The 17,314-nt window shown below is 67.9% G+C and carries 23 protein-coding genes; 11 read left to right on the forward strand and 12 right to left on the reverse strand.

The window, feature by feature from the left end; translation table 11 throughout:
* Positions 1-166: 166 nt before the first annotated feature.
* Together G7043_RS12910 and G7043_RS12915 are read right to left on the reverse strand one after the other, a co-directional pair.
* Entirely contained in the window at positions 167-637 is a 471-nt protein-coding gene (locus tag G7043_RS12910) for a hypothetical protein (protein ID WP_166045855.1), read from the reverse strand.
* A gap of 46 nt (positions 638-683) precedes the next feature.
* Entirely contained in the window at positions 684-1,670 is a 987-nt protein-coding gene (locus tag G7043_RS12915; protein ID WP_166045856.1) for an LLM class flavin-dependent oxidoreductase, read from the reverse strand.
* 30 nt (positions 1,671-1,700) lie between these two features.
* Here G7043_RS12915 and G7043_RS12920 point away from each other — a divergent pair, with 30 nt between their 5' ends.
* Genes G7043_RS12920 through G7043_RS47560 form a run of 5 tightly spaced genes read left to right on the forward strand, consistent with a single transcriptional unit; the run spans position 1,701 to position 4,332 of the window.
* The gene (locus G7043_RS12920) at positions 1,701-1,970 is read left to right on the forward strand and encodes a GNAT family N-acetyltransferase (protein ID WP_166045857.1); all 270 of its coding nucleotides are present in this window, start codon (positions 1,701-1,703) and stop codon (positions 1,968-1,970) included.
* Between the two features lie 33 nt (positions 1,971-2,003).
* Entirely contained in the window at positions 2,004-2,993 is a 990-nt protein-coding gene (locus tag G7043_RS12925) for an MBL fold metallo-hydrolase (protein ID WP_313887836.1), read from the forward strand.
* Positions 2,990-3,715: a lysophospholipid acyltransferase family protein gene (locus G7043_RS12930; RefSeq protein ID WP_313887837.1), complete on the forward strand. Its 726-nt coding sequence runs from the start codon at positions 2,990-2,992 to the stop codon at positions 3,713-3,715. The genes G7043_RS12925 and G7043_RS12930 overlap by 4 nt, the downstream gene beginning before the upstream one ends.
* Positions 3,712-3,846 (forward strand): hypothetical protein, encoded by a 135-nt coding sequence (locus G7043_RS49315; protein WP_278185746.1) that lies wholly within the window; start codon positions 3,712-3,714, stop codon positions 3,844-3,846. Before G7043_RS12930 ends, G7043_RS49315 begins: the two co-directional genes overlap by 4 nt.
* 45 nt (positions 3,847-3,891) lie before the next feature.
* Complete coding sequence (locus G7043_RS47560) at positions 3,892-4,332, forward strand: ClpX C4-type zinc finger protein (RefSeq protein WP_207311122.1); 441 nt, start codon at positions 3,892-3,894, stop codon at positions 4,330-4,332.
* Here G7043_RS47560 and G7043_RS12940 read toward each other — a convergent pair.
* Genes G7043_RS12940 through G7043_RS12950 form a run of 3 tightly spaced genes read right to left on the reverse strand, consistent with a single transcriptional unit; the run spans position 4,307 to position 7,411 of the window.
* Positions 4,307-4,747 carry a response regulator gene (locus G7043_RS12940; protein ID WP_166045859.1) on the reverse strand — a complete coding sequence of 147 codons (441 nt, stop codon included), beginning with the start codon at positions 4,745-4,747 and terminating at the stop codon, positions 4,307-4,309. The genes G7043_RS47560 and G7043_RS12940 overlap by 26 nt on opposite strands.
* The gene (locus G7043_RS12945; protein ID WP_166045860.1) at positions 4,740-6,269 is read right to left on the reverse strand and encodes a sensor histidine kinase; all 1,530 of its coding nucleotides are present in this window, start codon (positions 6,267-6,269) and stop codon (positions 4,740-4,742) included. Before G7043_RS12945 ends, G7043_RS12940 begins: the two co-directional genes overlap by 8 nt.
* Positions 6,266-7,411, reverse strand: coding sequence for a PP2C family protein-serine/threonine phosphatase (locus tag G7043_RS12950; RefSeq protein WP_166045861.1), 1,146 nt, complete (start codon positions 7,409-7,411; stop codon positions 6,266-6,268). Before G7043_RS12950 ends, G7043_RS12945 begins: the two co-directional genes overlap by 4 nt.
* A gap of 65 nt (positions 7,412-7,476) precedes the next feature.
* On the opposite strand from G7043_RS12950, the gene G7043_RS12955 reads away from it, so the two are divergent.
* Positions 7,477-7,977 carry a GNAT family N-acetyltransferase gene (locus G7043_RS12955; protein WP_207311185.1) on the forward strand — a complete coding sequence of 167 codons (501 nt, stop codon included), beginning with the start codon at positions 7,477-7,479 and terminating at the stop codon, positions 7,975-7,977.
* Here G7043_RS12955 and G7043_RS12960 read toward each other — a convergent pair.
* From G7043_RS12960 to G7043_RS12975, 4 genes are all read right to left on the reverse strand, one after another.
* Positions 7,912-8,382 (reverse strand): YkvA family protein, encoded by a 471-nt coding sequence (locus tag G7043_RS12960; RefSeq protein WP_166045863.1) that lies wholly within the window; start codon positions 8,380-8,382, stop codon positions 7,912-7,914. The two genes, G7043_RS12955 and G7043_RS12960, sit on opposite strands and share 66 nt — an antisense overlap.
* 13 nt (positions 8,383-8,395) lie before the next feature.
* The gene (locus G7043_RS12965; protein ID WP_166045864.1) at positions 8,396-8,806 is read right to left on the reverse strand and encodes a hypothetical protein; all 411 of its coding nucleotides are present in this window, start codon (positions 8,804-8,806) and stop codon (positions 8,396-8,398) included.
* A gap of 82 nt (positions 8,807-8,888) precedes the next feature.
* The gene (locus G7043_RS12970) at positions 8,889-9,632 is read right to left on the reverse strand and encodes an anti-sigma factor family protein (RefSeq protein WP_166045865.1); all 744 of its coding nucleotides are present in this window, start codon (positions 9,630-9,632) and stop codon (positions 8,889-8,891) included.
* Positions 9,629-10,198 (reverse strand): sigma-70 family RNA polymerase sigma factor, encoded by a 570-nt coding sequence (locus tag G7043_RS12975; protein WP_030468711.1) that lies wholly within the window; start codon positions 10,196-10,198, stop codon positions 9,629-9,631. The genes G7043_RS12970 and G7043_RS12975 overlap by 4 nt, the downstream gene beginning before the upstream one ends.
* Positions 10,199-10,312: 114 nt before the next feature.
* On the opposite strand from G7043_RS12975, the gene G7043_RS12980 reads away from it, so the two are divergent.
* From G7043_RS12980 to G7043_RS12995, 4 genes are all read left to right on the forward strand, one after another.
* Positions 10,313-10,912, forward strand: a complete 600-nt coding sequence (locus tag G7043_RS12980; RefSeq protein WP_242642237.1) for a hypothetical protein — start codon at positions 10,313-10,315, stop codon at positions 10,910-10,912.
* A 61-nt stretch (positions 10,913-10,973) separates the two neighbouring features.
* Positions 10,974-11,684 (forward strand): DUF4142 domain-containing protein, encoded by a 711-nt coding sequence (locus G7043_RS12985; RefSeq protein ID WP_166045866.1) that lies wholly within the window; start codon positions 10,974-10,976, stop codon positions 11,682-11,684.
* A 162-nt stretch (positions 11,685-11,846) separates the two neighbouring features.
* Positions 11,847-12,674, forward strand: a complete 828-nt coding sequence (locus G7043_RS12990; protein ID WP_242642238.1) for a 4Fe-4S domain-containing protein — start codon at positions 11,847-11,849, stop codon at positions 12,672-12,674.
* Positions 12,671-14,053, forward strand: a complete 1,383-nt coding sequence (locus tag G7043_RS12995) for an NAD(P)/FAD-dependent oxidoreductase (protein WP_166045867.1) — start codon at positions 12,671-12,673, stop codon at positions 14,051-14,053. Before G7043_RS12990 ends, G7043_RS12995 begins: the two co-directional genes overlap by 4 nt.
* A gap of 225 nt (positions 14,054-14,278) precedes the next feature.
* Here the strand turns inward: G7043_RS12995 and G7043_RS13000 are convergent, their stop codons facing one another.
* Positions 14,279-15,220 carry a beta-ketoacyl-ACP synthase III gene (locus G7043_RS13000; protein WP_166045868.1) on the reverse strand — a complete coding sequence of 314 codons (942 nt, stop codon included), beginning with the start codon at positions 15,218-15,220 and terminating at the stop codon, positions 14,279-14,281.
* Between the two features lie 80 nt (positions 15,221-15,300).
* On the opposite strand from G7043_RS13000, the gene G7043_RS13005 reads away from it, so the two are divergent.
* Entirely contained in the window at positions 15,301-15,900 is a 600-nt protein-coding gene (locus tag G7043_RS13005; RefSeq protein ID WP_166045869.1) for a TetR/AcrR family transcriptional regulator, read from the forward strand.
* Here the strand turns inward: G7043_RS13005 and G7043_RS13010 are convergent.
* The gene (locus G7043_RS13010) at positions 15,890-16,612 is read right to left on the reverse strand and encodes an alpha/beta fold hydrolase (protein ID WP_166045870.1); all 723 of its coding nucleotides are present in this window, start codon (positions 16,610-16,612) and stop codon (positions 15,890-15,892) included. The genes G7043_RS13005 and G7043_RS13010 overlap by 11 nt on opposite strands.
* On the reverse strand, positions 16,609-17,073 hold the full coding sequence (locus tag G7043_RS13015; protein ID WP_166045871.1) for a hypothetical protein: 465 nt from the start codon (positions 17,071-17,073) through the stop codon (positions 16,609-16,611). Before G7043_RS13015 ends, G7043_RS13010 begins: the two co-directional genes overlap by 4 nt.
* Positions 17,074-17,314: the final 241 nt, after the last annotated feature.

Consider the following 17,314-nt stretch of genomic DNA (forward strand, 5'->3'; position numbering starts at 1 on the left):
ACCGAAGGGTCAGGTAGTTCACTGAGACGAACCCTGAGATTAACCCCGGTGCCCCCGCTCCGAGCCGCCACGCTGAGAGAACTCTCAGCTGCGCCGCGTGTGCGCGACGGTGCGTTGGAGGAGACGTTATTTCACCGCTGCCGCAGTGTCTTCAGCCTTCGGAGTACTAAGCCGTCAACTTCCGTCGCATCGGGACTTCACAAGTCCTCAACGGATTCCAGGTCGACTGGGGCCGCACCACGCGAAGACCGGCTTTGGCGGCGTTCTCGGTGAGCCAGGTGACCAGGCCGTCACCGTACGCGCTCGCCGGCCTGACCCAGTCGTACATCCGTTGTGCGAACGACGCGTTGAACGCGATCACGTCGTCGAGCACGAGCACAGGGTCCTCTCCCGTGGCGACGTCCCGGAAGCCACCGAAGAGAACCCTGCTCGCACCCAACTCACGGGCTTTGTCCGCCACCCCGAAGAACGCCGACCCGCGCCCGTGAGCGCGCACCACCAGCTGATGCGCCCGGAAGTCGGTGTCGAGGAACTCGTCGGCGTACGTGCCGTCATCGGCCAGCACCAGCACGTTCGTGCCGCCGGGGAGTGCCCCGACCTGGTCAGGATGCGTGACTCCGATGACGTTGATGCCCACGCACACCATCCTGGCGGACGAGTGTTAACCCTTGGCAGCGCTGGCGTTAAACAAGTTTCGGCAGCACCTCGGCACCGAACAGGCGGATCGTCTCGATGACCGAGTCGTGCGGCATGCCGCCGATGTCCACCATCACCAGGTGCGTGTCGATGGACAGGTGCTCCGCCAACGCGTTCAGCCGCCCCGCCACCTCCTCCGGCGTCCCGCACACCGCCGCGCCGTCCATGATCGCGTCCACGTCGATGTCGCCGTCCCCGCGCCACGGATCCGCGAACCGCGCGTACTCGGCGAGATGCGGCCGCCACCGTTCACGCGCGTTGTCCCGCGCCACGAACACATGACTCGGCACGCCGACCCGTCCCGACGGAAAACGCTCCCGGTAGCGCTGCACGACCTCGCGGTAGATCGACGGATCCCGCAGCGTCGACGGCAGCATCAACGGCATCTCCAGCTCGGCGCCCAGATCGGCCGACACCGCCGACCCCGACCCGATCCACACCACCGGCCGCGGCGTCTGCACCGGCCGCGGGGTCGTGGTCACCTCGCTCAACGGCCCGCGGAACCGGCCGTCCCAGCTCACCGACGGCTCCTCCAGCAGCTTGAGCAACAACCGCAGATGCTCCTCGAACCGCGCCCGCAACTCGCCCGGCTGCACCCCGAACGCCGCGTCGGTCTGCTGGTCGACACCGCGCGCCACGATCAGCTCGGCGCGGCCGTCCGACAACACGTCCAGCGTCGCCAGCGACTCGGCCACGAGCACCGGGTCGCGATGGGCGAGCAGCGTCACGCCGGTGGAGAGCTTCAACGTGGACGTCCGCGACGCCACGGCCGCCAGCAGCAGTTCGGGCGCCGACACGATGTAGCGGGTGAAGTGGTGCTCGCCGATCGCGACGCCCGCGAACCCCGCCTGTTCCGCGACCACGGCCTGCTCGACCATCGCGCGCAACCGCTCGGCCTGGGGCACCTCGTCGCCCGTGCACGGGTTCGGCAGGTGGTCTCCCAGGATCAGCAGGTAGACGTCCATGACCGTCATTTTCCATCCGTCCGGGGCAAGATGGTTGACGTGGTCACCAAAAATGAAGCCGAGAGCCGCTACGAGATCCACGTCGACGGCGCGCTCGCCGGGTTCCTGGAGTACCGGACCGTCGACGACGTCCTCGCGCTCGTGCACACCGAGGTCGACGAGGCCTACGCCGGGCAGGGTCTCGGCGGTCAGCTCGCCAAGTACGCGCTGGACGACGCCAAGGCCCGGGATGTCAAGATCTCCCCGTTGTGCCCGTTTGTCGCGAAGTACATCGACAAGCACCCGGAATACCGTGTTACCGTCCGGTAGATAGTTGTGGTCGCTAACAATGAGGTGGCGAGCGTGTGGAGTGAGCCGGGCGCGTTCGAGGTGGCACCAGGTGTGCACCGCATCCCGCTGCCGTTGCCGAACGACGGGCTGCGCGCGGTCAACGTGTACGCGATCGAGGACGGCGACGGCCTTGTCATGGTCGACTCGGGCTGGGCGCTCGACGAGGCCCGCGACCAGCTGGAAGCCGCGCTCGGCACGCTGAACAAGGGCTTCGAGGACATTCGCCGGTTCCTCGTCACGCACGTGCACCGCGACCACTACACCATGGCCGTGTCGCTGCGCCGGCTGTTCGGCGGCAGGATCGGCCTGGGGCTGGGCGAGCAGCCGTCGCTGCTGCACATGCTGCACGGGCAGGACGATCAGCATGTCGCGGACCTGCGTAAATGGGGTGCGAGCGAGCTGGCCGAGACGTGGATCAGGATCATGCACCACGTCGACCGCGGCGAGGCTCTGCGCGACTACGAGGAGCCGGACGAGTGGCTCACGGCGTCGACCCTCGACCTCGAACACCGCAGGCTGGAGGTCGTCCCGACGCCCGGTCACACCCGTGGCCACGTCGTGTTCGTCGACCACACCGCGAAGGTCCTCTTCTCCGGCGACCACGTGTTGCCGCACATCACGCCGTCGATCGGCTTCGAGCCGCTCAGGCCCGAACTGCCACTGGGCGACTACATGACGTCGCTCAGGCTCACGCGCGCGTTGCCGGACCTCAAGCTGTTGCCCGCGCACGGCCCGGTGACCGACAGTTCGCACGCCCGCGTCGACGAGCTGTTGCAGTTCCATGAGCAGCGTCTCGAAGAGATCCTCAAAGCCGCGAGCGGCAGCGCGTTCGAGACCGCCCGCAAGATCGGCTGGACCCGCCGCCAGCGCCGGTTCGACGACCTCGACATGTTCAACCAGGTGCTGGCGATCGGTGAGACGGCCGCGCACCTCGACGTTCTGGTCGAACGTGGTGAATTGACCCGAACGGACAACGCCGGCGTGCTCGAATACCAGGCGTGACACCGTTCGAGCTGATCGCCTGGACCTGGAAGATGCCCCGCCGTGGCCGGGGGTTCTGGTTCTCGCTGGCGATCGACCTGTTGTGGCCGATCGTCGTGCTGTTCGTACGCCTCAGGGTGCGCGGCAGGCAGCACGTGCCGGGCAACGGTGGCGTGATCCTCGCGTTCAACCACCTCTCCAACGCCGACACGGTCGCGGCCGTGGTGTTCGCGTTGATGTCGAAGCGGGTGCCGCGCGTGCTCGCGAAGGCCTCTCTGTGGCGCATACCGGTCTTCGGCCGGGTCATGCGCTCCGGAGGTCACATCCCGGTCGAACGGGGCACGGTGAAGGCCTCGGAGGCGCTCAGGCCCGCTGTGGAAGCGCTCCAGAACGGCGAGTGCGTGATGGTGTTCCCCGAGGGCACCTTCACCGACGACCCCGACCACTGGCCGATGAAGGGCAAGTCGGGGGTTGCGCGGATGGCGCTGGAGAGCCGCGTCCCGGTCGTTCCGGTCGCCGAGTGGGGCACGCAGGACCTGTTGCCGAAGGGCACGATCCTGCCCAGGTTGTTGCCGCGCAAGAACATCGAAGTAGTGGCGGGCGCTCCGGTCGACCTGTCCGACCTCTACGACCTCGAACTGACGGCCGAAGTGCTGGACGAGGCCACCTCGCGCGTAATGGATGCCATCACGACCATGCTGTCGGGCATACGTTCCGCGCAAACGGGTAGCCAAAAAGCATGACTATGCCGAAGGAAATCCACCGCCCCGGAGGGGATGGCCTCTGGGCACCGGTCATCCCCGAGCCCCGAGACGAACAGCAGTGGGTCGTGCAGGCCGACGACGACCCGTTGATCGTGCGCAGCGTGGACTGACCTGCTGTCTAGACACACTAGACGCGTCTAGCTACCCTAGACGCCATGACCCTTGACGAGGAACTGCTGGCTGCGGCGCGCAAGGCGGGCACGCTCGCCGCCGCGGCGCAGGACCAGGCCGACATCTCCAAAGCCGTCTACCACCACAGCGTGCTGCGGCTGCATCGCGCCGGCGGCTCCATGCGCGAGATCGCGGAAGCGCTGAAGATGAGCCACCAGCGCGTGCACCAGATCGTCGAACAGTCCAAGCGGACCGAGCGGTGCTGGTTCTGCGGGCGCGCCGGCCACGAGGTCGACAAGCTGATGGCCGGGCCCGCGGCGTTGATCTGCGACATCTGCGTGACCGAGGCTCAGGTCGCCGAGGTCGGCGACTGCTCGTTCTGCAGTGCGACCTTGCCCGTGCACGAGGGCGCCGAAGCGAAGATCTGCCGGTCCTGCCTGGACTTCAGCGCCGCCGTGATCAGCGCGGCAGCTTCACCACGGTGACGAAGAAGTCGTCGATCTGGCGGACGACCTCGATGAACCGGTCGAAGTCCACCGGCTTGGTGACGTAGGCGTTGGCGTACAAGCTGTAGCTGCGCAGGATGTCCTCTTCGGCCTCCGAGGTGGTCAGCACCACCACCGGGATCGACCGCAGTTCGGCGTCCGCCTTGACCTCGGCCAGCACCTCGCGCCCGTCCTTGCGGGGCAGGTTGAGGTCGAGCAGGATCAGCCCCGGCCGCGGCGCGTCCGCGAACTCGCCCTCGCGGCGCAGGAACGCCAGCGCCTCCACGCCGTCCTTGACGACGTGCAGCGAGTTGCGGATCTTGTGGTGCTCGAACGCCTCCTGGGTCATCAGGGCGTCGCCCGGATCGTCCTCGACGAGCAGGACGTCGATCACGTTCAGCGGTGACTCAGACATGTGCTTCCTCAACCTCGGGAGCGAGTTCGGGTGCTGCGGGGATGGCGGGCAGGGTGAACTCGAAGCTCGTTCCGGAGTCCACGTCGGTCCTCAGCCAGATCGTGCCGCCGTGGTACTCGACGATCTTGCGGCACATCGCCAGTCCGATGCCCGTACCCGGATAGGCGTCCTTCGGGTGCAGGCGCTGGAAGATGACGAAGATCCGATCAGCGTACTCCGGCTCGATCCCGATGCCGTTGTCCCGCACGGTGAACTTCCACATCTCGTCGTCGCGTTCGACCTCGACGGCGATCACCGGCGCTTCCGCGCCCTTGAACTTCAACGCGTTGCTGATCAGGTTCTGGAACACCGCGCTGAGCAGAGACGCCTCACCGCGCACGGAAGGAAGTTCCGCGATCTCCAGGCGAGCGCCGGTCTCCTCGATGCGTTCGGAGTAGCTGTCCACGACCTGGCGCACGATCTCGTTGAGGTCGATCACCGTCTGCTCGCGGGTGATCCGGCCGACACGGGAGAACGCCAGCAGGTCGTTGATCAGCACCTGCATGCGTTTCGCGCCGTCGACGGCGAAGTCGATGTACTGGTCGGCGCGTTCGTCGAGCTGGCCGCCGTAGCGGCGTTGCAGCAGCTGGCAGAACGACGCGACCTTGCGCAGCGGCTCCTGCAGGTCGTGCGAGGCGACGTAGGCGAACTGCTCCAGCTCCGAGTTGGAGCGCTGCAGCTCGGTCTTCGCCTCGTCGAGCGTCGCGAGCTCCTGCACGATCCGGCGGCGCATGGCGTTCACGTCCTCGCCGAGCATCACGATCTCGCGCGGGCCGTCCGCGTCGATCTCGTGCTGGAAGTCACCGGACGCGACCTGGCGGGTGTGCTCGGCGACGTTCGCCAGCGGTGCGATCAGCAAGCGGTGCAGCAGGAACGACAACCCGCCGATCACCGCGACCAGCAGCACGCCCATGCCGATCACCAGCCACAACACGACGCCCGCCGCGTGGTCCAGCTGGTCGCGTGACTGCCGGCTGAGCTCGCCGATGTCGGTCTGCAGGCCCGCCACCTCGGTGCGGAGCTGATCGAAGATCACCTTGCCGCGGTCGATGTCGCGCGCGGGGCTGATGGCGGGACCGGACAGCCGGATGCCGGCGATCGTCGGTTCCGCGTACTGGCCGCGCCACTGCCGGGCGAGGTCCTCGATGCGGCTCACCCGGCCGTTGAGGTCGCCGACGAGTTCACGGACCCTCTCGGAGGACTCCACCTCGGCCGTCCGCCCGTCCAGGTACGGCCTCAGGAAGTCGTCCTGGCCGGTCAGCACGAAACCGCGCAGACCGGTCTCCTCGTCGAGCAGCGCGCGGTTCAGGTCCTTCGCGAGGCGACCGGCGGGCTCGACCTCGTCGACCGCGTGTGCCCGCGCGTTGCCGAGCGCGTCCAGCGCGACGACCGTGGACGAGACGGCCACCGCGGTCATCGCCAGCAGCACCGCGACGATGGCGGCCAGCAGGCGGCTCGCCGGCAACCTTTGCGGCAGGTTCAATTTCCGTCCTTCAGCACCAGGATGGCCACGTCGTCGTCGAGTGCCCCTCCGTTGAGCTCCGTCACCTCCGCGATGACGGGGTCCATCCAGTTCGGTCCGGCCTGCAGGTGCCCGCGCAGGATGTCGCACAGGCGCTCGACGCCGAGCCGGTCCGTGTCGTCAGGTACCCGGCCTTCGATCAGTCCATCCGTGTAGCAGGCGAGTGACCAGCCGGTCGGCAGCTGCACGTCCACGCCGGTCCACGCGTAGTCGGGCAGCACGCCGAGCGGCACGCCGATCTTCGACTGGGGCAGGTCGACGATCTGTCTGCCGACCATCAGCAACGGCTCGGGGTGCCCGGCGAGGAAGTAGCGGGCCGACCGCCGGTCCGGTGCCACGGTGACCATGCACGCCGTGGTGAAGATGCCCTCGCCGTGCCGTTCCGCGACCAGCACCTGGTCCAGCGTCCGCAGCACCTTCTCCGGTGGCTCGCCGGCCAGCACCAGCGCACGCCACGCGATCCGCAGGCAGACCCCCAGCGCGGCCTCGTCCGGGCCGTGCCCGCAGACGTCGCCGATGATCGCGTGGACGGTGCCGTCCGGCATGCCGACCGCGTCGTAGAAGTCGCCGCCGAGCAGCATCCGCTGGCCGCCCGGCAGGTAGCGGACCTCGAGGTTCACGTCCGAGTTCTGCAGCAGCGGGGGAGGGAGCAGGCCGCGTTCGAGGCGTCCCCGTTCCGCGGCGAGCAGCTCGGCCTCGCGCAGCCGGCGCTGGGCGTCCTCGGCGCGGCGCCGTTCGACCGCGTACCGGACGCCGCGCAGCAGCAGTTCGCCGTCGACCTGGCCCTTGATCAGGTAGTCCTCGGCGCCCGCGGCGACCGCCTCGATGCCTTCGCGTTCGTCGTCGCGTCCGGTCAGCACGAGGATGGCGGGGGCGCCCGGTTTGCCGAGCAGCCGGTGCAGGCCGTCCAGCCCCTGCGAGTCGGGCAGGCCGAGGTCGAGCAGCACGCACTCGGCGTCGAGGAGCATGCGCTCCGCCTCCGCGAGCGTTCCGGCGCGGGACAGGACGAACGGCGCGCTCGCTTCTTCGAGCAGCGCCTCGACGAGCACGGCGTCGCCATCGTCGTCCTCGACCAGGAGGACGCGCACGGTCTTGGTTCGCATCGAGTCGGACTTTAACGTTATTGGGCTGCGGGGTCCGCGTCCGACCTACCAGGATGACGGGCGTGTTGATCCGTCTCGCCCAACCAGCCGAACTGCCGTACCTCCAGGAGATCGAAATCGCGTCCGGGGAACCGTTCCGCGACGTCGGAATGCCCGAGATCGCCGACGACGACCCGATGTCCCTGGAGGACCTCGCGAGCCACGACGTGTGGGTCGCCATCGGGGAGCAAGGCCTGCCCGTGGCGTTCATCGCGGTCGGTGACGTCGACGGCGCGACGCACGTCCACCAGGTCTGCGTGCATCCGTCGCACGCACGCCAGGGGATCGGCGCCGCGCTGATCGAGCACGTGACCCGCGGCGAGCGCGCGGTGACGCTGACGACGTTCCGCGACGTGCCGTGGAACCAGCCGTACTACGAGCGCCTGGGTTTCCGCGCCATGACCGAGACCTCCGTGGACGGGACGTCTCCCGGCCTGGCCGAAATCATGCGCGAGGAGGCCTCAAGGGGACTCGATCCCGCGACTCGGGTCGCGATGGTCCTTCTCCCAGCGCAGGAACGACCCTGAGGTGATGGAGAGGCTGCTGAGCAGCCACACCAGGACACCCGCGTCGTCGGTCACGCCGATCACCGGCAGGAACTCCGGCAGGACGTCGATCGGCGACACCAGGTAGACCAGCGCCACCGCCCACATCACCACCTGGCTGCGCGGCAACTCGGGATAGTTGCCGCTGCGCCAGACCTTCCACAGCCGTGGCAACGCCTTCGCGCGCTGGATGGGGTTGCCGACCGGGCCGGGACCCTTCTGCGCACGCTTGCGGCGGTTGCGCAGGACGCCCAGCACCACGAACACCAGGCCGAGCGGGATCATCACCCAGCCGACGACGGCAGGGCTGAGCCCACCCAGGCTCGCGGTGCGGAACAACAGGATCAGCAGGCCTGCCAGTGAGATGAACGATCCGAAGACGACCATCTGCACGGGCTCCTTAGCTCGGCTCCTGGAAGAGCATCGTCGGAATGGCCTTGTGCGGTTGCTTGAGCTGCTGTGGTTCCGGTTCCCGCAGGTCGATCACGGGTTCGGGTTCCTCAACGGGAACCTCTTCAACCTTCGGCTTGCGCACGGCTTTCACCGGCGGCGGCGTGGCGGTGTCCAGCGCGGCGCGCGCCTTGGAGATCCACACCTTCTGCATGGCCTCGTCCTTGCTGCCGGCCGCCGTCGCGCTGAGTCCGGAGAGGACACCGCGGATGCGTGGAACCAGAGCTGGATGACGCCGGATCGCCTGCCACACCGCGTGATCGCCCGGTAGCCGGGCGGACACGAGCCGCATGACCTGCGCGCGCAGCTCCTCAGTGGACAGATCGAGCCAGCGTTCGACCGCTGACGGGCCTATAGCCACGTGTAATGCCTCCCCAAAACGACAACCGCCCCTACAGGATCTCACGGATCCCGCAGGGGCAGTGGTCTGGTGTCGGGAAGTGTCAGGAAGCGACGGCCTCGAGCAGCGTCTTGCCGTTCTCGTCCACGATCCGGAACGTCGCGATCTCGTGCCAGCGCATGGCCACGTTCGCCTGCAGCCGGATGGTCTTCTTGTCGCCCGCCACCGGTTCCGGCGCGTACCAGGACGTGACCTGGGCCACCCGGCCCGCGCGGCCGACCGCGACGAGCGAGCCCCTGCTGGGTCCGGACATGCCGCTGACCTCGATGTCCATCGAGGTGCCCCATGCCTCGTCCGAGGCGGTGATCTTCGTGAAAACACCGCTGTTCGGGTCCTGCTGCTGCACCTTCATCGACGAGTCGGTGGAGTTGTTCGCCACCCGCGTCTGGGACGTCGTCGTGCTCGGGTTCTGGCCGGCGGCCTGGTTCGAGCCGTCATTTCCGCCGCGCACGACCAGTGTCGTCGCGACGATCGTCACCGCCACGATGCCGGCGGCGGCGGCCGCGACACCCTGGGCGACGAACCACCGTCTGCGCTTCCTGCGCGCCGCGACGGCGTCGAGCATGACCCGCACCGACTTGCCGTCCGGACGTTCCGGAGCTGTTCCGCGCAGCATTCCGCCCGCGTCGGCTTCGTCGATGAGGTCGGGTACCACCGCGAAGTCGCGCAGGTCAAGAGCACACCGCCTGCACTCGGTCAGGTGGTTCTCGAACGCCTCCACCTCATCGGCATCAAGGATGCCGAGCACGTAGGCGGCTACGTCGAGGTGATCTGGTGCCGTTGTCACCGCGTCTCTCCCCGATCGTGCAACGCACGCCGCAACGCACGGAGCGCGTAGTACACCCTCGACTTGACCGTTCCCGGTGGCACACCCAGTGCCGCCGCGGCCTCCCCGACGGTGCGGTCCCGCAGATATGTCTCGAGAATAGCCTCCCGGTGTTCCTCAGAGAGACCGTTCATCGCCTCGGCGACGACGATCGCTGCGAGGGTGCGATCCTCCTCGCCGCCCGAAGGCGACTCGTCCGAAGGGGTCAGTTCGAACTCCTGCGGACGGACGCTCCTCTTACGCCTGTCGTCAATGACCAACCGCCTTGCCACCGTGAACAACCACGAGCGCAGGAGTACGGGGTCACGCTCGAGTTTTTCGGCGTTGCGCCATGCCCTGACCAGGGTTTCCTGCACGATGTCCTCTGCCCATTGACGATCATGGCCAGTCAACCTCATGCAGTGTCCCAGCAGGGCACTACCGAATTCCTCGTACAGCCGACGGATCAACTCTTCTTCGAGAGACCCCGGTCTTGGTGATTGTTCGTCTAACTCGCGTTGACGTCTATGCCGCGCCACGGGGGACATCCTTGCCTCATGAACCGTCTCAAGTCGAGAGGCAAATATTCCTCACGAACCTCGTGAACCGTTGCCTGATCGTGTCCGTACTCCTCGGTACCCCAGTCGAGAAAGGACCTGCCGATGCGACGTGGTCACGCCATCACCGCCCTGGCGGCACTGGCTGTCAGCCTCACCGCGTGCGGCAGCACCGACACCCCTCCCGGAGGGGAGGCCACCCCCGGTGGCCTGCAGGCCAAACCCGCTGATCTGAGCGGCGCGAACATGTACTTCATCGCGAACAGCGAGCAGATGGGCTGGTTCGTCACCGACGCCGACGGCCTCCCGCTCTACCGCTTCGACAAGGACACCTCGAAGCCGCCCAAGTCGAACTGCGAAGGCGAATGCCTGAAGACCTGGAAGCCGGTCCTCGCGGACAAGACGCCGATGGCGACCGGGGTGGACCCGATCTCCATGGGGGTCCTGACCAGGCCCGATGGCACCAAGCAGCTCACCATCGCGGGTAATCCGCAGTACACGTACGCCGAGGACAAGTCGGCCGGTGACATGAAGGGGCAAGGAAAGGGCGGGACCTGGTGGGTCACCGCCCCCAACGGCGCCAAGATCACCGGCGGCAAAGCGCAGAACAACAGCAACAAGAGCAGCAGCAAGCCGAGCACGTCCCCCACTCCCGGAGGCCAGACACCCACGTCTGCGGCACCTCCGGCAGCGCCCGGCTACTGAGCCCACTGCTCGATCTTCACGCCCCCTATCGACTCCCTTGAACAACGAGGACATCAAGACGATGACCAGAGCCCTCGCCACCGTCTTGGCGATGTTGTTCCTCTTCTCCGGCCTGACCGCGACGGCTGCAGCCCAGCCCGCGGACACCGGGGGAGTGATGGACACCCCGTCAGGGCCGTTGACGGCGAACGACCGCGAACTGCTCAACAGGGTGCGCCTCGCAGGCCTGTGGGAGATGCCCATGGGCGAGCTCACGGCCACCAAGGCGTCCAACGCCAGGGTCAAGCAGATCGGCAAGATGATCATGCTTGACCACATGATGCTGGACGCGCTGACGAAGAAGACGGCCGCTGGGTTCGGGCTGACCACGCCCGACGTGCCGAACCCTGCGCAGCAGTCGTGGATGGAAGAGATCAACGCGCTCGAAGGCGACGCGTTCGACCAGGCGTTCGTCGCCCGGTTGCGCGCCGCGCACGGCCAAATCTTCCCCTTCATCGCGAAGGTGCGCTCAGGGACCCGCAACGACACCATCCGCGGGTTCGCCCAGGCCGGCATCGACGTTGTGATGAAGCACATGACGTTGCTGGAGAGCACGGGTCTCGCAGGCGATTCGTCCTTCGCTGAGCCCCAGCCCGCCGGCGGCATCATCAACGCCAGCCTGGCCTCCGACGAGGGGCCGAACATGTGGGTGATCCTCACGGTCACCGCCGCGGGAGCCGTCCTCACGGTCCTCCTGCTCCGAGTACTCCGCCCGCGACGACCGGTGCGGTGATTTCAGCAAGACCCCGTTGCACGACGGGAAACGGAGGTGGTGTCCCAAGGTCAGAGGCACTCCAACGCGGACCTGTTCCCACCCGCCCGGCCCTGAAGTGTCCACTCCTGCACCAAGGACCGGGCGGGTTCCCGCGAGAAGTTCTTTCCGGAGGAAGAGTTGTTGTCCAGCCAGATTCCGCTCCTGGTGGCCCAGTCGTCCGAGTTCGACTCGGGCGTCAAGAAGATGGCCCAGATCTCCGCCAGGCTGGCTTACGTCATGATGTGCGCCACGTTGTCCTGGGGCGTGCTGATCGCGACCGGATGGGCCGAGAAGCTCACCGGCCGTGAAGGACTGAAGAACGGGCACATGGTGCTCGCCTCGCTGACCATCGCGTTCGGCAGCATCCACGCTTTTGCCTTCACGTTGATCCAGACCGGCACCTTCAGCTTCATCAAGCTGGTCGTGCCCTTCGTCGACGGTGGCCTGTTCCGGCACGCGCTCGGCATCATCGGCCTCGAGGTGATGCTCGCCATCGCCGTGCTGGCCTCCATGCGGCACAAAGTCTTCTACCGCAAGTGGCTGCGGTTCCACCAAACGGCGTACATCGTCGTCGCCGCCACCGTGGTGCACTCCTGGTTCGGCGCCATCGCGAACAGCAACCTGTCTGTTCTCTGGCTGGCCGGCCTCACCATCCTCGTCCCGACCGCGACCCTGGCGCTGGCCCGCTTCCTGCCGCCCGAGGTGCTCATGCGCATCGGCATGCTCGACTCCGAGCGCGGCAAGGAACCCGGTGTCGGCGAGGGCGACGCGATGGACGTGAGCGTCAACAACGAGAAATGCCACCGCTACGGCACGTGCCAGGCGGAGGCGCCGGATGTTTTCCAGTTGATCGAAGACAACCGCCTGACCTACAACCGCCGCCCGCCGGAGGAGCACTTCGCCCAGGCCCGAGCGGCACAGCGCGCGTGCCCGATGCGCGCGATCGAGATCAGGGAGCGAGTGAAGTGAGCGAACGGATCGTGGTCGTCGGCGGCGGGCTCGGAGGAGTTCGTTCCGCGGAACGGCTGCGGGAGATGGGTTTCGACGGGCAGATCACGATCCTGTCCGCCGAGCGGCACCTCCCGTACCACCGCCCGTGCCTGTCGAAGCAGATCATCACCGGTGAATGGCACCCGGACGACTCGATGTTGTCGTTCTCCGGTGACCTCGACGCCGAGTGGCGGATGAACTCCCCGGCCCTGCACCTGGACCCGAAGAAGCAGTCGGTCTGGGTGCCCGGCGGCGAGGAGATCAAGTACGACGGCATGATCATCGCCACCGGCGTCGACGCCAGGGCGATGGGCGGTGCCCCTCGTCACGACCCGCGGGTGCACGTGCTGCGGACGTTGGACGACGCGGTCGCGATCCGCAAGAACATCCGGCAGTCGCAGGGCCTCGTCGCCGTCATCGGTGGCGGGTTCATCGGCTGCGAGCTCGCCTGTTCGGTTCGTCACATGGGCCGCGACGTGGCCCTGATCGTGCGCTCACCCGCGTTGCTGGGTGGTGTCGTCGGTGACGAGATCGGCAAGAAGATCACCGAGGCGCACGTGCACCACGGTGTGAGGCTCGCCACCGGCGTCGGCATCAAGCACTGGGTGCGTCAGCCCGGCGGCATCGGCATCCACCTTTCGGACGGCCAGGTCTTCTTCGCCTCGTGCGTCGTGCTGGCCGTCGGCGCCGCCCCGGCCGTCGACTGGCTGCGCGGTTCCGGCCTGGACATCTCCGACGGCGTGCTGTGCGACTCCACGAACCACGTGGTCGGCGCGGAGAACCTCGTCGCCTGCGGTGACGTGGCCCGCTGGCCCAACATGCGCTTCAACGGCGTCGTGCGGCGCGTCGAGCACTGGCTCAACGCCGTCGAGGGTGGTCGCGCCGCCGCCGAGAACCTGCTCGTCGGTCGCAACCACGCCAAGACCTACACCCCGGTCCCGCGCTTCTGGACCGAGCAGTACGGCATGCGAGTGCAGGGCGCCGGCCTGCCGGTCCTCGGCACCGACACCACCGACGTGAACGGACTCACCGGCTTCATCGCCAACGGCAAGCTCGTCGGCATCGTGGGTCTGGAAGAGCCAGGCAAGATCATCACCGAGACGCCGGAACTGTTCCGGCAGAACACGGTCGAGACGAACGTCCCGGTGTGGACGCAGCCGGAGGCGGAACCCGCCGCGGCCGAGGCCCCGGAAGTTCTCCCGACCACCATGATCCCCGTTCCCGAACCAGTCGCCGCCCACGCATCATCGGTTCCCCCGTCCGTCTCGTCGTCGATGTCCCCGCCTTTGCAGCGGCGGCGGCATTCACGTTCGAGGCCGGAGATGGTGCGAACGGGCGGAGGACGTGCGAGGCCTTAACCCGGTCAGGAGGACTCAGGTTGTCGGCACAGGGCAAGCGGTGACGAGCGAACTCCGACGTCGCTGTCGTGGCCAGGTGGCGGACCGATGACGTCACGCGGCGATGCGCTCGATCCCGCGCCGGCAACCTGAACCTCTCTCTCGTGCGTCACCAACGGTGTGGCGGCTCGGTGGGCTCCCGAGCCGCCACACCGGCCTATTTGGGGCCTGTTTTCGGGCGTGTGGCTACGGGCAGGTGATGACCTGGCCCGCCCACGAAAGCCCGCCGCCGAACGCGAAGAGCAGCACCGGCTGACCGGACGGCAGCTCGCCGCGTTCGACCATTTTGGACAGTGCGAGCGGCACCGAGGCGGCCGAGGTGTTGCCGGAACCCACGACGTCGCGCGCGATCACCACGTCCTCGCGCAGCTTGATCTTGCGGGTCATCGCCTCGATGATCCGCAGGTTCGCCTGGTGGGTGACGATGCCGGCGAGGTCGGTGGTGGCGATGCCCGCGCGCTCGCAGGCCTGCGTCGCGACGGCGGGGAGTTCGCTGGTGGCCCAGCGGAAGACGGCCTGGCCCTCCTGGGCGAACCGCGGCTGCCACTCGTCGACGAGCCGCACGGCGTTGTTGCGCGTCGGGTCCGAACCCCAGGTGACGGGCCCGATCTGGGCGTCGTCGGCGGCGCTGATCACCGCCGCGCCCGCGCCGTCGCCGAGCAGGATGCAGCTCGCGCGGTCGGTCCAGTCGACGAGGTCGGACATCTTCTCGGCGCCGATGACCAGCGCGTGTTTCGCCGCACCGGCGCGGAGGGTGTGGTCGGCGGTGGCGAGCGCGGTGCAGAAGCCGGCGCAGGCGTTGTTGAGGTCGAAGCAGACCGCGCCGGGGATGTTCAACCGGCCCGCGACCTGGGCGGCGGTCGAGGGACAGCGGTCGATCGCGGAGCAGGTGGCGACGATGACCTGGCCGATGTCGCCGGGCGCCAGTCCGGACGCGGCGAGCGCCTTGGCCGCCGCCGCCGTCGCCATGTCGGCGACCGACTCGTCGTCCGCGATGTGCCGGGTCGCGATGCCCGTGCGCTGACGGATCCACTCGTCGTCGGTGTCCACCATCTTTTCCAGGTCGGCGTTGGTCAGCACGCGTTCGGGCTGGTGATGGCCGAGCGCGACGACACGGGATCCGGACAAGGCGAGCTCCTTCGGCGAGACTGTGACGCGCCGAATATAGCAACCGATCGGTCGGTAGCTAAAGAGGTTAGGATCTCACCGTGAGTCCGCGCCGATCTGTTGCCGACACCCTCGAGACGCGGCAGCGCATCCTCGAACACAGCCTCGCCATCGCCTCGGCGGAAGGGCTCGAAGGGTTGACGATCGGGCGCCTGGCCGCCGAGCTCGGCATGAGCAAGGCGGGTCTGCTGGGACATTTCGGCACCAAGGAGTCCCTGCAGCTCGCGGTCGTCGACCAGGCGGCGGAGGTCTTCCAGCGGGAGGTGCCGGGCCGCGTCAAGCAGGCACCGTCCGGGCTGCCGCACCTCCGCGCGGTCTGCGAGGCCTGGGTCTCCTACCTCGAACGCGAAGTGCTGCCCGGAGGCTGCTTCTTCACCGCCGCGACCACCGAGTTCGACGGCCGCAGCGGCCGGGTGCGGGACGCGCTGGCCGGCATGAACGCGTTGTGGCGCAGGGACCTGCGCATCCACATCCGGCGCGCGATCAGCTTCGGCGAGCTGCCGCCGGACACGGACGTCGACCAGCTGATCTACGAGATCGTCGGAATCATGTTGGCGCTCAACCACTTCCTGCAGCTCGAACACGACAGCGCCGCACCCCTGCGCGCCCGCCGGGCGCTGGACCGGCTCTTCACCGTGTGATGAAGTCGTTGACGATCGCGGCGACTTCGGCCGGCTGCTCGTAGACCATGCCGTGCGACGCGTCGATCTCGTGGACGCGGACGTGCGGGCAGCGCAGCGGCAGGTCGCGGCGCAGTCCGGCGCGGTGGGCATCCATCAACGGCACCAGTTCCGGTGGCACGGGCAGGTTCCTGGCGGCCAGCACGAGCAGGAACGGGACCTTGACCTCGGCGAAGACCGGCAGGGCGTCCAGGAACTCCGGCGCTTTCCGCAGTGCGTCGGTGATCTCGCGGCTGGGTCGCGTGATCGTCTCCTGCTGAGCGCTGAAGAGGGCGTTGAGCGTCGCGAGACCGGCCTCGACCTGCTCGGGCGCGAGCCCTGCGTAGTTCGCGGGATCCGTTGTGGCGGATCGATGTCCGTCCAGACTCACCGCTTTGGGGCAGTCGGGATGGCGGCGCGCCCACATGCCGGCGAGGATGCCGCCGAGTGAATGCCCGACGACCACGGGGTTGTCGAGTCCGAAGTGGACGGCTGTGTCCTCCAGGTCGTCCAGTACCGCGTCCCACTCCCACGGCCCGTCGGGCGAATCGCCGTGCCCGCGCAGGTCGACCGCCAGCGCGCGCCCGTTCAGTTGCGGCGCAAGCGTTTCCCACGCCGTCAGGTCTCCGCCCGCGCCGTGCAGGAGCAGGATCGGCGGCCCGTCGCCGCCGTGGTCGTGTGCCGCCAGCTTCACTGTTCTCTCCTCAGGGCGAGTCGTGCGCGGATGGAGGCGACCGTGACGCCGCCCTCCGGGTGGCGGAGCAGTTTGTTGCGGCTGACCAGGTCGTGAACGCCCTGCCGCGTGATGCCGAGCATCGCGCCCGCCACCCCGAAGGACACGCCCTCCTTGCTGGGGTGACCGGCCCGTCTCGCGGTGACGCGGCCGAGCGGCGTCGCCCACCACTCGTCGGGCGGGTCGAAGGCGGTGTCGCCGGGGTAGAGGACGGAGATCAGGCGGATCACCACCTGCCTGGCCAGTGCGTCGTCCTCGCCTAGGAGCTGGGCCGCCCACATCTCGGCGTCGATCTTGACCTGTTCGCGCAGCTCGTCGAGGTCGGCCTGGGGCAGGAGGATTTCGAGGGGGTCGAGCAGCCGGATCCGGACGAGCCGGGTCAGGTCGTCGCGCAGGTCCACGTGCTCCGAGGTGGTCGCCACTTGACGGAGGATAGCAAGTACTTGACGGATAGCGTCAAGTACCGATGGAGTGGCCTGATTCGTCGACTGACTCGGGAATGATCTAGGATCGTGCCGGGCGCCCGACGGGGTGCCGGGCGCATTGTCCTGTCAATTTCTCCGTGGCCGGAGCGTTGGCGGCGTGCGCCCTGTTCAATTCAACAGGGAGTTGCACTGTGCGGGGCTTTGGTGGAGAAGGTGGCAGCGGCGGAGCTGACGACAA

The organism is Lentzea alba, from assembly GCF_011067745.1.
Taxonomy (GTDB): domain Bacteria; phylum Actinomycetota; class Actinomycetes; order Mycobacteriales; family Pseudonocardiaceae; genus Lentzea; species Lentzea alba.

Coding starts and splice junctions, on each gene's coding strand:
- G7043_RS12940 (WP_166045859.1), bottom strand. CDS start 4,747: ATGTCTGAGTCACCGCTGAACGTGATCGACGTCCTGCTCGTCGAGGAC.
- G7043_RS12950 (WP_166045861.1), bottom strand. CDS start 7,411: ATGCGAACCAAGACCGTGCGCGTCCTCCTGGTCGAGGACGACGATGGC.
- G7043_RS47560 (WP_207311122.1), top strand. CDS start 3,892: ATGACCCTTGACGAGGAACTGCTGGCTGCGGCGCGCAAGGCGGGCACG.
- G7043_RS12960 (WP_166045863.1), bottom strand. CDS start 8,382: ATGGTCGTCTTCGGATCGTTCATCTCACTGGCAGGCCTGCTGATCCTG.
- G7043_RS12975 (WP_030468711.1), bottom strand. CDS start 10,198: ATGTCCCCCGTGGCGCGGCATAGACGTCAACGCGAGTTAGACGAACAA.
- G7043_RS12980 (WP_242642237.1), top strand. CDS start 10,313: ATGCGACGTGGTCACGCCATCACCGCCCTGGCGGCACTGGCTGTCAGC.
- G7043_RS49315 (WP_278185746.1), top strand. CDS start 3,712: ATGACTATGCCGAAGGAAATCCACCGCCCCGGAGGGGATGGCCTCTGG.
- G7043_RS12915 (WP_166045856.1), bottom strand. CDS start 1,670: ATGACGGTCATGGACGTCTACCTGCTGATCCTGGGAGACCACCTGCCG.
- G7043_RS12985 (WP_166045866.1), top strand. CDS start 10,974: ATGACCAGAGCCCTCGCCACCGTCTTGGCGATGTTGTTCCTCTTCTCC.